Genomic DNA, 15811 nt, shown 5'->3' on the forward strand with positions numbered 1-15811 from the left:
AAAGCACCTGATCGATTCTTCGATGATCAGGTGCCTTCAACTTTATCCTTTTCTTTGTTTCTTTCTTGAGGCAACAGCTAAGCCTCCGCCTGCCATAAGCAGCATGATACCGATCATTGCTGTCAGCATGCTGTCTGTATCTCCGGTTTTTGGAAGGGTTTTGTCTGTGTTCGACTGACCATCCGAGCTGCCATCTGTACCATTGGTATTCGGATGATCTCCATCATCTTTTCCATTTCCACCCGGTGCAGGTTTATCAGGATGATCATGTTTATCAGGCGCTGGTGTTTTCACTTTTTGATTAGAAACTACGATCTCAACAGCTTTTGACTGTCCTTTTTCAATTGTGAATTCAATCGGTGTTTCGTCAAGTTTATAACCTTCGGGAGCCTTCGTTTCAATCAATTGGTAGCTTCCCGGCGCAAGGCCTTTTACAGTGAACTGCCCATTTTGATCTGTTTTCCAGAGTTCAGAAAGCTCTTTTCCATACCCGTCAGTTTTTACAGGCTTGCCGCTTTCGTCCAATAACTTGAATTCAGCGCCCTCCAAAACGGTATTTTTATCGTCTTGATCCACTTTTTTCACATTTACGTCACCTGGTGCCAATATGTTTTCCGCGGTGATTTCGACTGTTTTCGTGTCTGTGTTTGTGATCTTGAACGATATAGGAGTTTGGTCCAACTCATAATCTTTAGGCGCTTTTATTTCAACAAACTGATATTCGCCAGCTTTAAGGCCGTGCACCGTGATTTGTCCTTCGTCATCGGTAACCAAACCGGACTTCAGCACTTTGCCGTTGGCATCTGTCAAATTGAACTCCGCACCTTGCAGAACTTTATGCTGATCATGCAGATCCACTTTGGTGAGGACAACAAGGTTCTTCGTATTAACCGCTGTTGCTTTCACTTGCTCAGGTTTGCCGCCATATTCTGCTTTAATGGTGAATGACACTGGCTTTTCGGATAAAAGATATCCATCTGGCGCCTGTTTTTCGATAAATTGATAGCTTCCCGGCGCTAACCCGTCAACTTCAATTTTGCCGCCTTCTTTTGAGACTAGATCGTCTCTCACTGTTTTCCCATTGCTGTCCGTGATTTTGAATACCGCGCCTGCCAAGCCTTTTCCATCTTGATCTTCCTTCATCAGCTGAACCGATCCTTGATAGTTCACGGCGATCCCGGCATCTGCGGCTTCAGGCTTTCCTGCTGCAAATTCTGAGATGGTAAACTCTATTTTCTCCGTGTTCAGCACATAACCGGCTGGCGCTTTCGTTTCAACAAAGGCGTAACGTCCCGGCGCAAGGCCCGAAGCCTTTACTTTTCCATCTTTATCGGAAGTCAGCTCTTCTTGAACCGTATTTCCTTCCTCGTCGACAATATTGAATACTGCACCTTCAAGCTTCTTGCCTTCAGCATTTTCCTTCGTCAACTCAACGGAGCCTTTATGGTTAGTAGCGATCCCGGCATCTGTAGCTTCAGGCTTTCCTTCAGAGGAATCAGAGATCTCAAACTCAATTTTCTCTGTATTCAGCACATAGCCCGCTGGCGCTTTCGTTTCAACAAAAGCGTAGTGTCCCGGTGCAAGGCCTGAAGCTGCGACTTTCCCATTTTTATCTGAGGTCAGTCCTTCTTGAACCGCATTACCTTCCTTGTCGATAATCTTAAAGACGGCTCCTTCAAGCTTCTGGCCATCGGCATCTTCCTTCGTCAGCTCAACAGAGCCTTTATCGTTAACGGCGATTCCGGCATCTGCGGCTTCAGGCTTTCCTGCTGCAGATTCTGAGATGGTAAATTCTTTTTTCTTTGTATTCAGCACATAGCCGGCTGGCGCTTTTATTTCCACAAAGGCGTAGCGTCCCGGCGCAAGACCCGAAGCCTCGATTTTACCGTCTTTATCTGAAGTCAGCTTCTCTTGAACGACCTTTCCATCTTGATCGACAATGTTGAATACTGCGCCTTCAAGTTTCTGGCCTTCAGCATTTTCCTTCGTCAGTGAGACTTTTCCTTGATAGTTGGTCATTTTCCCTAAATTAACGTCGGACACTTGATTCTTTTCATTCTTTGCGACTGAGAAGTGAATCGCTTTTGTATTTACGATAAAGCCTTCAGGAGCTTGTGTTTCTGTCAAGCGATAGTAGCCCGCCGGCAAACCGTTCATTTCTACTTTTCCGTTTTTATCAGATTTTATATCTGTTCGTATGAGAGTATAGGTGCCGTCATTTGATTTTTTCTCCAGCTTGAAAACAGCACCCGCCAAAGGATTGTTTTGTTCGTCTTGTTTGATAAGCGTCACCTTGTTCTGTTGATTTATGACTTTGTGCAGCGCTCCTGTCTTGGAGGAGTTGCTGTCTATCTTAACAGAGACTCCTTTTGCATAAGCATCACTGATGGTATATCCGTCAGGCGCTTTGACTTCTTTTAATACATAGGAACCGTAGCGAATATTTCCGAATGTAAGCTTCCCGCCGGCATCCGTCGTACCAGTGCGGAGGAGCTGTTTGGAGTCCTCAGACCATAACTGGAATTCTGCTCCTTCAAGAGCTTTATCGTCCTCTCCAGTCTTAAAAATCGTCAGGCTTCCTTTTTCTCCGGATCCGGAACCGTCGCCGCTTGAAATGGCAACAAAGATCGAGCTGCTGTTTTCTTGAGTCTGCTCCTTCACATTTGTTCCTGAAATGGACACCTTATTTTTAACGTGGCCGTTCGTGCCGGCTATGTTAATCAGTGACCGGTATTTGATCACATAGGCGCGGTCAATTTGTTTATAGCTGCCTATGAATTTCAGGACAAACGATTGTTCACCTGTTGTATTGTCCGTTTTGATGTCTAACGTGTAGTCTTTGTCTTTTTGAAGCTCGACATCTCCCGCAGTCAGATTTCCGCTGCTGTCTTTGACCACTCCGTTTTCATCATATTTTGCTTGATACACTTTAAAAGAATCCGCATCTAATATTTGATTTTCATCCGGCGTATCAGTAACTTTTACGTCATCCAGCGTTGATTGGCTGGAGTTGACATTGATGTTCCAATCGATATAGCTTCCATTTTGTTTACCGCCTTTGAAAACCAGACTTCCTCCGTTCGTAACTGAAACAGAGCCCGTCAGTGTGCGGTCTGCATAACCGTCATTATAGTAGGTTGCCTTGTTTGTGTACTGATTCTGATCAATGACCTGTCCTTTGAGTGATGTCTTAAACTCAATCAGATATGGTACAGAATCGCCTGTTTTAAGGTGTACCGTCAGCGTGCGTTCATTTTTTGCAGAAGGCTCTTCGACATCATACTTGGAAGGATCAAGCGCGTCTCCTTCTGTGATCGAGCCGTTTTTATTGATCGTATAACTCTTAACGACAACGGAACCCGGCACAAATTGCTGAGGATCTGTTATGGCATCTTTGATATAAGGGTTTTTCGTCGGCTCGCCGTTATAGTTGACGCCGATTTTCCACGTGATTTCCTTTGAAACCGCGTTATATGATCCGTTTTTGAAACCATTATTTGAAGTCTGATGATTCGGCGTAAAACCGCTTGATACCTTATTCGTGCGCTCATTGCCGTTTTGATCAGTCCATGTCGACTGAGCTGTATTCTTAACGCTTTCGTTAGAATAATCGGCATTGAACGTTGTCGTATAAGTGATCTTAAATTGACTGTCTGTTTTTGCATAATCCCCGATCAATGCCAAAGTAAAGCCTTTATGATCCGGTTTTTTTATTAACGTGTAGTCTTTGTCTTTCTGCAATGTTTTGTTGTTCGTTGTGTCTTGAAGCTTGAACGATTCATCAAGCAGAACCATTCCGCCGCTTTCAAATTGATCATTCAAAGTCCAATTGTTCATCAAGTATTTATTTTTATTAACTGTAATCGTCCAATCAGCCGTCTTCTTCTCATAATCTACGTTTGAATATCCTTTGATGAGGTTTTGCTGAATGGCTATTCCGGAAGCCTCTTTTGAATCCCCTGTTCCGGTCACAACGCTGTTGGTGTATGTTGTAGATTTATCAATGATCACTCCGCTGTTGACCTTTGTTTGATATGTGATTTTGTACGCGCTGGTAATGGTTTTATTAAATTTGACTTCAAATCCGCTTCCATTATCGATCAGCGTATAGTCCTCGCCTTCCTTTAAAGGCGTTCCCGCTTGCTCACTGCCGTTCTGTCCAAAGGTAATAGGAATAACCTTCAAAGAATCTTTCACAAGATGCAAATCGCCAGTTCCAAAAGCATCTTTAATGCTGGCCTTGGATTGGTCGATCTGTTTCTCACCGTAATTGTATGAAAGAGCCCAGCTGAATGTTTGAGATTCTCCATCATAGCCGGTCGATGATTTCGCGATCATTCTTCCATATTTGGCTGCAACAGTGGCTTCGGCAGAAATGGGTTCCAAGTTGTCTCCGCTGAATGCCGCCTTGTTCGTCAGCGTTACATTTCCGCCTTCACTCGGCTTCGCACTATTGTCAATGTCGGTTTCGTATACAAGGCGGTATGCTGAATCAATTGTCCCGTCAAATGTGACATTTCCTTTTGAATCAACACTGTAGCCGGAAGAAACTTCATTTCCTCTGCTGACAGAACCATCAATGTTCACATTGAGTTCATACACTTTAACTGAACGGTAGATTACGCCATCTGGAAGGCTTTCCGTGAGTTTGGCATTTTTGACTTGATCCAACTTTTTATTGACATCGACCGTCCATGTTACTTTACCAGGGTTGATGCCTTTATCCAGCACACCTGATTTATCAATGGTTTTACTCACATTGGGTTTAAAATAAACTGTTGTTTCAGGAGTATCGGCATTCACAGGAAATGGGATCTTTTGTGTTGTCGAACCCGTTATTTTTTTCTCGTTGAACTGCGTATTGATAACCAATGTGCCTTTGACATTAGAACTGTCTTTTACCTCGCCGTTAAATGTCATTACCACATGTCCGTTCGTATCAATAGAAAATGTCCCGTATGTGGTGTCTCCGGCGCTTAAAGGCAGGTTCACAATGTCATTATGCATAATAAATTCTTTAGGCAAATCAAATTCATATTTATCGCCGGCATTGATTGTTTTTCCTAAATTGTCGGGAATGGCCCAATCAATTGAAATTTTCACCGGAGAATTCGTATTGGCGCGATTGCCCTTGTCATATGGCTTTCCGTTTTCGTCCGTCAACGTCACGCCAGTTAAAATATTTTGCGTGATTTGTTTTTCTTCAGTTTGCAAGCTTTTGGAAGCTGATTGACTTGAGGATGACACTTTTTTTGAATCATCACTCTTAGAGGCTTCGCCGCTCTTAGCGTCATCTGACGGCTGCTGTTCTTCCTCTTTTTGATCCTTGCTGACTGAAGGTGCAGGTTTGTCATCTTTCCCTTCCTGATCACCCGCAGTATCAGAAGAGTCGTTTTTTGGCTCTTCCGCCTCGGCATCTGGTGTCTCCTCTTTCTTAACAGGAATGATCACCTGCTGGGTTTTGCCTCCCCCTAGCTGAAAAAGGGCTGCTGCTGTATGTTCATCGCCTTTTACATCTGCAGTAAACTTAGCTGGCAGTGTAATGGTCCCCTTGGCATCAGGAGAATCTGCGGATGCAGTTGTTAATTTTACTGTCATGGTGCTGCTGCCCGCCGGCACTTGATAGCTGCCGATGACCTGATCAGCAGATTTGATCTCACCTTCTGCACCTTTATCAAATGTAAAGCTTTTAGGTATCTCCACATTGATATCCTGTTCGCTATCTGCTTTTTTGTCTTTTTTCAATGACCATTCATATGTCAGTTTCACTTCGTCCCCCGGTGTTAGTGCCGGTTTGTTTCCTTTTGATCCGTCAACAATCTGGCCCTTGGCGTCCTTAACTGTTACCGAATCGAAGAATTGGCTGTCACTTGACGTTACGTCCACAGCCTGTGCTGTAAGAGTATAGCTGGCGATCTGGCTGAAGAAGAAAAAGATGGCAAGGCTTATGATCATAACGATCCGCCCGCTTTTTTTCAGCCCTAAGGGAAAACTCCTCGTTCTCAACTTTTCATTCCTCCCTTTCTTATCTATCTTTCACTTGCCGATTGATCCGCGAGACCATAACATCATGTCTCATTCCCCAAAAAGAACTGCTAATACCGAATGAGTTTCAAAACTAAGATTTGCCATCCGAACCAAACTACATTGTATGAAATGGAACTATACAATTTCTGTACAACTCAGAAATCATGTAAGATTGAAGTGAATTGGAGAGAGTTGAAGTTTCACCCAGGAGACATATGGCGAGGGCCTTCCCTTTAAGTGCACAAAAAAACCAGTGTGCATCGAAAGGCAATCGACACATACTGGTTTGGAGTTCTTTAATTAATTTGATCCTTCATTTGTTTGTAACGCTGATATTCTTTTATCGCCTCTTCTACCTTCCCGTTTTTGTTGAATAGCTGCAGCTTGTATTGCATAATTTTATGATCGCATGGCTCAATTTTCTCGGCTTGCAGGCAAATGTCCATCGCTTGATGATCGTTCATTTCATGAATATGATAATCGATCAGTTCATAGGCCTTTCCGAGCCAAAGCTGGGAAAGACGCGTCTTTTCCGGTTCTGCCCAAAGATAACCGTGCTCCATTAGGTAATGATTTTGATAGGACATGAAAATATCCATGTGCAGATGTAATGTAGCCGTATTGAGCGGCGGCGCCCCTTTTAGTGATTTTTCCCATTCGACAACATCGATTTTTGCGCCTGAAAGCCGAAGAATATACCCAGTATCAGTCTTCTCGATAGTTTGGCTGAAAGGGATCTGGCTGAATAATTTTCGTATTTGGTAAATGGTGGAGTAAAGTTGGGTGCTTGCTTTTGAAACATCGTAATGAGGCCAAAAAAGATCGATTAGCATTTCTTTACTGACCACATGGCCTTGATTGTGAAGCAAAAATAAGTATATTTCACGTGCTTTCGACGTTCTCCACTTGACTGGAATGCTTGTTTTGACATCCTTTAAGGTTTGATGAAACTGCAAGCTCCCAAAGCATTGGATGGAAAAATGCGCCTCGGTATTTTCTGCATTTTGTCTGAGCATATTATTCGTTTTGATTCGTTCAACAGTTGTCTCAAGCCGCTTGTATATGACAGGCTTCAGCAAATAATCAATGGCATTTAGCTCAAACGCTTTGATAGCAAACTCATTATAAGCCGTGATGAAAACGACTTGGATGTTTTCATTCATCGATTGAATCGCCTCAGCAAGCTCAATGCCGTTTACCCCCGGCATTTCAATATCAAGAAACACCGCATCTACAGCAGGAGTCTCAGGATGCTCTAAGGCTTCAACTGGATCTTGATACGCCATAATAGATTGAAAGGCGTTTGTTCGTTCAAGCATTTTCTTAAAATGAAGCAATGCCAAGTGCTCATCATCAACAATTAACGCTTTCACAAAACATCCCACCCTATATGTAAAATCGAGATATCAGTAAATAACTTCTATTATATCATGACAAATAACCCCTTTATCTGGATTCTTTTTCTTTCTATTGTAGTTTTTGAAATTTTGCACTTACAATATTTATAAAAAGGTAGGAATTTAGAATGAGCCTGCTTGAATAAAGGAGCTATAATATGAAAGAAAAATTCATCTTTACTTCAATTATTTTCGGTTACGCTGCATTTTTTATGGTTTTCATTGCCATTGACCATTTTTCCGGAACAACGCTTCCTGCGGCAAGGCATGGGGTCATGAACCTGGAGAAGTGGGATTTTCAGAAGGATGGGAATGTACAGCTGAACGGAGAATGGACATTGTATCCAAATCAGATTCTGTCACCAAAAGAGATCGCCTCAGCAAAAGGAAAAGATCCTCTCTTCGTTGATGTCCCCAGCAATGTGAAGCTAGCCAAGCAGGGTATCAATGTGGATTACGGAACGTATAAGCTGACCATCAGATCAAAGCAAGACAATCAGGTTTTTGGGATCAGCACGTCGTTTATTTACAGTGCCAATCGCATCTATTTTAATGGACAATTCATTGGCCAAAGCGGCAACCCTTCAAATAAACCTGATTTTGCGGCACAAAACCGCCCATATACGAGCTTTTTTACGCTTCACAAGGGTGACAATGAACTTGTCGTACAATTTTCGAACTTCGGAAAAACGCCGGGATGGGGAATCGCAAAGCCAATTACTTTTGGCACCCAGGAGCAAATAGTGCGGGAAAATAAAATTTCCTTTCTTAATGATACAATCATGATTACAGCTTTTTTCATTACCGGATTATATTTTCTGGGCTTTTTCCTGCAAAGAAAAAAAGATAAACATTTGTTGTTTTTTTCTGTTATGTGTCTTCTGTTTTCGTTCATTATTCTGATGATCGGAAAAGAGCGGATTATATTTCTCCTCTTTCCGTCAATTTCATTTTCACTGCTAAATTCATTGAGGGCAATCTCTACAGTGCTCGTCAGCATTGCGGTATTTCTCTATCTCTTTTTTGCTTACAGAGAGATTGTTTCAAAGCGTTTTATTCGCATTGCCACTGTTTCTTCCGGGCTGGTCTTAGTCACAGATTTTTTAACCGTGGGTTTTATCGGCCATACCTCGTACATCTTACATTCTGTGCTAGCCGTCTCGACTCTGGTTTATATTACATATATTTTTACGATTGCTGCGATCCGCAAAATGGAAGGAAGTCTGTATCTTACTATTGCATCTATATCAATGAGTGCTTTTGTCATTTTAACCACCATTTCAGCTTATAGCGGCAAAACGGCTTTTTCCTTTAATTCGATTTATTCACTGCCAACAGTTATCGCTTTACTGGCGATCGTTCTGCTGATGGCGCAGCAATTTGCCGGAGCATTCCGTGAAAATGAAGTGCTGTCGTGGAAATTGCTCAGAATTGACCGGCTAAAGGATGAATTTATCGCCAAAACATCACATGAATTCAAAACACCGCTGAACAGCATCATTAATATATGCCAGACCCTGCTGGCCGGCAAAGGAAAAAGAACGATAGAAGAAGAGAAAGAAAATATGCAGCTCGTCATCCGCATGGGCTACAGGCTGTCCAATCTGGTAAATGACATTCTAGATTTAGAAAAAATAAAGCAGGGCATGCTTCAAATCCACCCGGTTCCTGTTGATATTTATACTTTAGTTTGTTCGGAAATGAATTTCTACAATCTTTTATCGAGACATAAAAACTTGAATATGATGAACCATATCCCTGACGATCTTCCTTTAGTGCTCGCAGATGAAAACCGCTTCCGCCAAATATTAACCAATTTAGTAGACAATGCAATCAAATATACAACAGAGGGCCAAATCACACTTTCTGCTTCAAGACTGAACGACAACATGATCAAAGTGACAGTAGCGGATACAGGAAGCGGCATTTCAGAAGCCGATCGCCAAACCATCTTTGAGTCTTTTCAGCAAGCCGAAAAGAATAAAGACGATGGTGCCGGTCTTGGCCTCAGCATTGTCAAACAGCTGGTTCAGCTCCATAACGGAGACATTTGGGTCGAATCGGAAGAAGGAAAAGGTTCGGCATTCCATTTCACCTTGCCGATCGCCCAAAATGAACCTGTATCTGAAACAAAAAAACGCCTTCCTGAATTACAATCCGAGAGAGATCTATCAGATATCTCATTTAGCACGCCTTATTACTCTGAGCATATTGACGCTCCAACCATCCTGATTGTCGATGATAACATTGACAGTTTAAAAATTTTGAGCGATATGCTTGAAGGTGTGCCCTACAATGTGATTGCTGTGAAGAACGGAAAGGAAGCATTAGAAATCATCTCTTGCACGAAGCTTGATTTGGTTATTTTGGACTTGATGATGCCGGATATGACTGGTTTCGAAGTCTGTATGAAAATTCGCGAACGATTCAGCATGGTTGATCTTCCGGTTCTGATCATTACAGCTGCCATTATCGGCCATGACAAATACAAGGCTTTTCATGCCGGAGCGAATGACATTTTGCAAAAACCTTATCATTACTCTGAATTTATGGCGCGTATTCAAAACCTGATCATGATGAAACATACAGCAAATCAAGCCACTAGAATGGAAATGGCATTTCTCCAATCGCAAATCAAGCCTCATTTTCTTTATAATGTATTAAACACGATTATTTCTCTCACTCATTTGGATATTGAAAAGGCCCGGGAGGTAACAGAGGAATTTACCAACTATTTAAGAATGAGTTTTGACTTTCAAAATACATCAGCCATCAGTTCCTTCAGACATGAGCTTTCGATTATCAATTCCTATCTTTCTATAGAAAAGACGCGATTCGGTAATCGGCTTGAAGTTCTTTTCGATATAGATGAAGACATTGACTTTATCCTTCCGCCTTTAATGATTCAGCCCTTGGTGGAAAATGCCGTTCTCCACGGTGTCAGCAAGAAAAGAGGCGGAGGATGGATCAAACTGACAGCTAAAAAACAAAGCAAAAATGAGTATTACATCAATGTAGAGGATAACGGTGCCGGGATGACTCCTGAAAAACAAAAGGACCTCTTATCTGCGGATTTCGATCGCAGCGTCGGATTGAAAAATATCAATCAGCGGCTGAAACATTTTTGCGGAAGCGAGTTGATGATCAGCAGCATTCCGGATGCAGGCACCTCTGTCTCAATGCTCATTCATCTCGCTGAAACAACAGGAAGTCCTAAAGAACTGAAGGACACAGAACGAACCTAAACGAAAATTGAGATAAAAAAAGACGCCGTTTCTAACGGCATCTTTTTTATTCCGGCGACTTTGCTTGCTGCTTCAGCAGGTCTCTGATTTCTTTCAGCAGCTCCTCCTGCGCATCCACCGCTTCCTCTGCAGCCTCTTCTTCTTCTGCTTCTTTTTTGCGCCTTAACCCATTCAAAGTCCGAATGACGATAAAAATGGAGAACGATATAATTAAGAAGTTCACAATCGTCTGTATAAAGCTTCCATACTTCACTACAGCATCGCCAAACGTAAACGACAGGCCTGAAAAGTCAAGCCCTCCCAGCAGCAAACCGACCAAAGGCATAATGATATCATTTACTAGAGATGTGACGATCTTTCCGAAAGCGCCGCCTATCACAACACCAATCGCAAGGTCTACGATATTACCCCGCATGGCAAAGGCTTTAAATTCATTCCACATACAATCACCTGCTTTTCTATATTTGTAAAGAAAAAAAGACAAATGTGCCGCTGGCCATCTGCCTTTTTTCAATTATTCTCCGAGGGCAAAAGTCAGTTCTACTTCGCAAACGACTTCGCCATCAACTGTGGCAACGCCTTTTCCGCGCCCGATTGTGCCGCGGGCACGAATGATTTCAACCTCAAGGTGAAGCTGGTCACCAGGCTTGACTTGTTTTTTAAAGCGGCAGTTATCAATGCCTGCAAAAAAAGCCAGTCTGCCGCGGTTTTCTTCTTTAATCAACATCGCAACAGCTCCGACTTGAGCGAGTGCTTCTACGATTAATACGCCGGGCATAACTGGGTACTGAGGAAAATGTCCGTTAAAGAACTCTTCATTAGCGGTTACATTTTTATAGCCTTTTGCCCGTTTGCCCTCTTCAACTTCCGTAATCCGATCCACAAGCAAAAACGGATAACGGTGAGGAATAATTTCTTTAATTTGCTGAGTATCAAGCATTGTCTTGACATCTCCTTCATCTGCATTAGTATGTATAGCAATCATCAAAGATCCAATCTGTACATTTGAAAAGTATATTATGAATTAATCTCTTTTTCAACTGCGCTAAAATGTAACCAACTGTCAATGAGAGCCGTCAAAAGTTATGATATGATAATTATAGATTTTACCAATAGCAAAGAGGTAGGAAAATGATTTCGAAGTTTATTGAAAAAAGAATGCTAAACATGTTAGACGAGTGGTATTCCGCAATGAGCAAACGCAAAATGAATCACGTTTGCACACTGAAAGAGAAAATTGACCAGCACCTTCCGAAGATCAAAAAAAACACAAAACTTTGGATGCGTTATCAATTGTTTCAGGCCCGCCATCAGCTGCTTTTTGAAAACCAGAACGGACTCGATTCATTGTTCGATGACCTATATGGCCTGGAAGACAAAATGGATGATGAATTGAAATATTATCTGTATTTTTTCTCTGGGTTATACGAGATGGTAAAAACAGCTCCGAAACATGCAGTACATCATTTTAAAAAAGCTGAACAGTACCTGGCCGCCATTCAAAATACGTTTGAAGCCGCTGATTTATATTATCAAACCGCCGGCGCCTATTACTTGATGAAATCACCGCCGCTTTCCATCCAATACGTCAAAAAAGCATTACACATCTATTTGCACCAATTCGGCTATATCAAAAAGGTAATCACCTGTAAACTTTTGCTCGCCGTGAATTATATTGATCAAGAACGCTATGAAAAAGCTGAACAGCTTTTCAAAGAAATCATTAAGAAAACCCAGCAACTACATGACGAAAACCTGCTATGCCACGCTTATTATAACCTTGGCTTTTTAAAAGCGACCGAGAAAAAAGACCAGGAAGCGCTTCTTTACTTTAGAAAAGTATTAAAGAATCAAGAATTTGAAATGAATTCACCAGTCTCATATCTTCATTGTGTGTACGAGTCTGTCAGAGCGCTTTTTAAAACAGGGAACATCACAGAAGCTAAAGCCGTCCTTCAAAAAGGAAAAGAATTATCTGAAAAGGTAGACATTCAAACCATTTATTTAAAATTAAAAACGCTTGAAGCCCTCTACACATCAGCCGAAGACCCTTATGAGCAGCTGCTCGAATATGTGCTTGAATTAGAAAAAATCGAGGCGTGGGTGGATTTAGAAGTGCTGTTAGAAGATATTACGGAATACTACAAAAAAAAGGACGATTTCGAAAAAGCCGCTTTTTTTATCATGCGCGGCTGATTGAAAAACGCCCATTTTCTTATTATCTGACTGAATTGATTAAACCGAGCATTTGATCTCCCATTGTGATCGTTCTGCTGTTCAGCTGATATGAACGCTGGGACGTGATCAAATCTGTCATTTGTTCTGAAATATCGACATTGGACATCTCAAGTGAGCCCTGCTGCATGCCGATGTTTTGTCTATTAGCGCCGTTCAGCTCTTCAAAAGCTGCCGCATTATCAATAGAGAAAAGGTTATTCCCTTCGGATTTCAGCTCTTGAGGGTTATTCACTTGGACAACGCCAAGATTAAACCGCTGAACCGCGTTTCCGTCAGATGCGGTTAAGGTACCGTTCTTATTGATGGTGATATTCTTCATTGAGCTGTCGATGTTCACTGTATTGCCGTTCTCATCAAGTACGGGATACCCATTTCCAGTGACGAGCTGCAGCTGGTTGGCATTCGCAGCGGACGGCGTTACATACAGCGCCCCGTCCCTCGTATACTGGCGGTTTCCATTTACATTTACCTGAAGATACTGGTATGGAGACGTAAATGCGATATCCAGATCGCGATCGGTCTTCTGAATGCTTCCTTGATCAGAGACTAGGCGTGAATTCATCATCGCTCCGACGCCAAGGCGCAAGCCGGGCGGCGTTTTTCGGGCTTTTGCCACTTCCTCGTTTTTTTCATCAACCTGATCGAATTGCTGTCTGACAAGCTCAGAAAAATTCGTATCTTTTGCCTTATAGCCGGTTGTGTTGCTGTTTGAAAGGTTGCTGCTGATTGTGTCAATCTGCTGCTGCAGCTGGTTTAAGGTTGTTGATGCCGTTAGCATTGACCTGAGCATAGTTTATGTCCCCCGTTTTTTTCTTCCGTTATCTTAAATTTTCCCAATTTCATTTGCTGCTTTATCCATACTTTTATCGTAAGCCTGAATAACCTTCTGATTCGCCTCAAACGATCTGTACGCTTCAGTCATTTCTGTATAGGCGCTTGTCACATCCACGTTTGAAAGCTCTGAGACGCCTTGTTTTAATGAATAGGCTACCTGATTATTTCCGGCTGCGCTTGGCAGATCATTACCGTCCGCCGTGCTGTACAAATCATTTCCGTCCCGTTTGAGATTGCGGACATCTTCCGCCATTCTGACATCAATCTGGCCGGCTGTGCGTCCGTTCGTTGTCACAGTACCGTTTTCAGACACAGTGAAATTCTCATTATCAACAGTGATTGGCTGGCGATCCGTCGATAAAATAGGGCGTCCGTTGATCGTCAGCTGATTGTTCTCATTTAGTGAAAATGTGCTGCTTTTTGAATAACGGATTCCATCCGCTGTTTGAACCGGATAAAAAAGAGCAGCTTTTTCATTGGTTTCCGCATTCATCGGAACTTGATTTTCGATCAATGCAATGTCTGTAGGCTGGTCTGTGGACTTCAGGCTTCCCTGTGTAAAGAGAGGCTTGAGCTCCTGCATATATACTCCGGTATTCACGGAACCGATTTCCGTCCTTGATGTCCCGGCCGGAGATTTTGATTCTATTCTGCTGAGCAGCATCTCAGGGAACGCGCGCATAGAGCCTTGATCAGCTTTATATCCTGATGTATTTGCGTTAGCAATATTATTTGAAAGCATTTCCGTTCTTCGCTGCTGGGCAATCATTGCGGATGTTGCTGTATATAATCCTTTTAACAAATTTCCCACCTCTAAAAATGGCATTTTTTCCAGTTGTCATATAGGAACGTTCGTTCTATAATAAAAACTCAGTATTTTATCCTATTATCGTCATTTAACATCTTTTCGTGAAGGCTTTTTCATAAAAAAACCTCATTCTTTTTCAGAATGAGGTTTGTGAAATCAGCTTAGTTTGCGTTTAGGAAGCTTGTCCATATTATCAAGCATGACACCTGTGCCGATGGCTACGCAATCCATAGGATTTTCAGCAACGAGGACCGGTACCTTCAGCTCTTCAGCAAGCAGCTGGTCAAGGCCGTTTAAGAGCGCGCCTCCGCCGGTAATAATAACGCCGCGGTCAATAATATCAGCAGAAAGTTCAGGCGGTGTTCTTTCAAGCACTTGTTTCGCAGCCTGAACAATAACAGCGACAGATTCACGAAGGGCTTCTTCAACTTCTTTACTGTTTACTGTAATTGTTCTTGGAAGACCGGAAACCATGTCCCGTCCGCGAATGGAAATTTCCTCGTGACGTGCGTCTGGGAAAACAGTTGCGACTTTAATCTTAATATCCTCCGCAGTACGTTCGCCGATCAGCAGCTTGTACTCGCGTTTGATATAATTTAAGATTTCCATGTCAAACTTGTCCCCAGCCATTTTAATAGAAGAGGAGGTGACAATATCGCCCATTGAAATAACCGCGATATCCGTCGTCCCGCCTCCGATGTCTACAACCATGTTACCGCTTGGCTGGAATATTTCCATACCCGCGCCGATAGCGGCAACTTTAGGTTCTTCTTCAAGGTACACATGTTTCCCGCCGCTTTTTTCTGCAGCTTCTTTAATTGCTTTTTGCTCAACGGATGTAATATTCGTCGGGCAGCAAATGAGCATGCGCGGCTTTGAGAACAGGCCTTTTACATTCAGCTTGTTAATAAAATGTTTCAGCATTGCTTCTGTTACTTCAAAGTCAGCAATAACTCCGTCTTTCAGCGGGCGAATCGCAACAATATTCCCAGGTGTACGTCCAACCATTCGTCTTGCCTCTTCGCCAACCGCCAGCACTTTGCCGCTGTTTTTATCAAGTGCAACAACGGAAGGTTCATTCAGAACAATTCCTTTACCTTTAACATGGATCAGTACATTTGCAGTACCGAGGTCAATACCAATATCCCTTGCAAACATCTATTTATATCCTCCTTGAAAATCTGTTTCACAGTAAATATCCACATTGTGCCCTAATTATATATATTATCATAAAATATAGAAAAAAAGTTGGAAGCACAATA

Annotated in this window: 9 protein-coding genes and 1 pseudogene; 3 read left to right on the forward strand and 7 right to left on the reverse strand. The window is 42.4% G+C overall.

Annotation, left to right across the window (positions count from 1 at the left end; genetic code table 11):
- Positions 1-42: 42 nt before the first annotated feature.
- Complete coding sequence (locus FB592_RS02865) at positions 43-6006, reverse strand: SpaA isopeptide-forming pilin-related protein (protein WP_141949257.1); 5964 nt, start codon at positions 6004-6006, stop codon at positions 43-45.
- A 317-nt stretch (positions 6007-6323) separates the two neighbouring features.
- Positions 6324-7400 (reverse strand): response regulator, encoded by a 1077-nt coding sequence (locus FB592_RS02870; protein WP_044052439.1) that lies wholly within the window; start codon positions 7398-7400, stop codon positions 6324-6326.
- Between the two features lie 806 nt (positions 7401-8206).
- On the opposite strand from FB592_RS02870, the pseudogene FB592_RS21000 reads away from it, so the two are divergent.
- A pseudogene (locus FB592_RS21000) lies at positions 8207-9520 on the forward strand (sensor histidine kinase); the annotation flags it as partial.
- Between the two features lie 177 nt (positions 9521-9697).
- Positions 9698-10669, forward strand: coding sequence for a histidine kinase (locus FB592_RS21005; protein WP_250540157.1), 972 nt, complete (start codon positions 9698-9700; stop codon positions 10667-10669).
- A 46-nt stretch (positions 10670-10715) separates the two neighbouring features.
- Here the strand turns inward: FB592_RS21005 and mscL are convergent, their stop codons facing one another.
- Complete coding sequence (gene mscL, locus FB592_RS02880) at positions 10716-11111, reverse strand: large conductance mechanosensitive channel protein MscL (protein ID WP_072173813.1); 396 nt, start codon at positions 11109-11111, stop codon at positions 10716-10718.
- 72 nt (positions 11112-11183) lie between these two features.
- Entirely contained in the window at positions 11184-11609 is a 426-nt protein-coding gene (fabZ, locus tag FB592_RS02885; RefSeq protein ID WP_003221796.1) for a 3-hydroxyacyl-ACP dehydratase FabZ, read from the reverse strand.
- A gap of 191 nt (positions 11610-11800) precedes the next feature.
- Here fabZ and rapD point away from each other — a divergent pair, with 191 nt between their 5' ends.
- Positions 11801-12865 (forward strand): aspartate phosphatase RapD, encoded by a 1065-nt coding sequence (gene rapD / locus FB592_RS02890; RefSeq protein ID WP_014478211.1) that lies wholly within the window; start codon positions 11801-11803, stop codon positions 12863-12865.
- Positions 12866-12887: 22 nt separating this feature from the next.
- Here the strand turns inward: rapD and flhP are convergent, their stop codons facing one another.
- From flhP to mbl, 3 genes are all read right to left on the reverse strand, one after another.
- Positions 12888-13697: a flagellar hook-basal body complex protein FlhP gene (gene flhP, locus FB592_RS02895; RefSeq protein WP_014478212.1), complete on the reverse strand. Its 810-nt coding sequence runs from the start codon at positions 13695-13697 to the stop codon at positions 12888-12890.
- Between the two features lie 33 nt (positions 13698-13730).
- Entirely contained in the window at positions 13731-14543 is an 813-nt protein-coding gene (gene flhO, locus FB592_RS02900; protein ID WP_032727034.1) for a flagellar hook-basal body complex protein FlhO, read from the reverse strand.
- A 162-nt stretch (positions 14544-14705) separates the two neighbouring features.
- Positions 14706-15707 (reverse strand): cell shape-determining protein Mbl, encoded by a 1002-nt coding sequence (mbl, locus tag FB592_RS02905; RefSeq protein ID WP_003227776.1) that lies wholly within the window; start codon positions 15705-15707, stop codon positions 14706-14708.
- Between the last annotated feature and the right edge of the window lie 104 nt (positions 15708-15811).

This window comes from Bacillus sp. SJZ110 (assembly GCF_006715455.1).
Classification (GTDB): Bacteria; Bacillota; Bacilli; order Bacillales; family Bacillaceae; genus Bacillus; species Bacillus subtilis.

Excerpts from the sequence above, each read along its gene's own strand:
- FB592_RS21005 (WP_250540157.1), top strand. The coding sequence starts at position 9,698 with ATGCTTGAAGGTGTGCCCTACAATGTGATTGCTGTGAAGAACGGAAAG.
- mbl (WP_003227776.1), bottom strand. The coding sequence starts at position 15,707 with ATGTTTGCAAGGGATATTGGTATTGACCTCGGTACTGCAAATGTACTG.
- rapD (WP_014478211.1), top strand. The coding sequence starts at position 11,801 with ATGATTTCGAAGTTTATTGAAAAAAGAATGCTAAACATGTTAGACGAG.
- mscL (WP_072173813.1), bottom strand. The coding sequence starts at position 11,111 with ATGTGGAATGAATTTAAAGCCTTTGCCATGCGGGGTAATATCGTAGAC.
- flhP (WP_014478212.1), bottom strand. The coding sequence starts at position 13,697 with ATGCTCAGGTCAATGCTAACGGCATCAACAACCTTAAACCAGCTGCAG.
- fabZ (WP_003221796.1), bottom strand. The coding sequence starts at position 11,609 with ATGCTTGATACTCAGCAAATTAAAGAAATTATTCCTCACCGTTATCCG.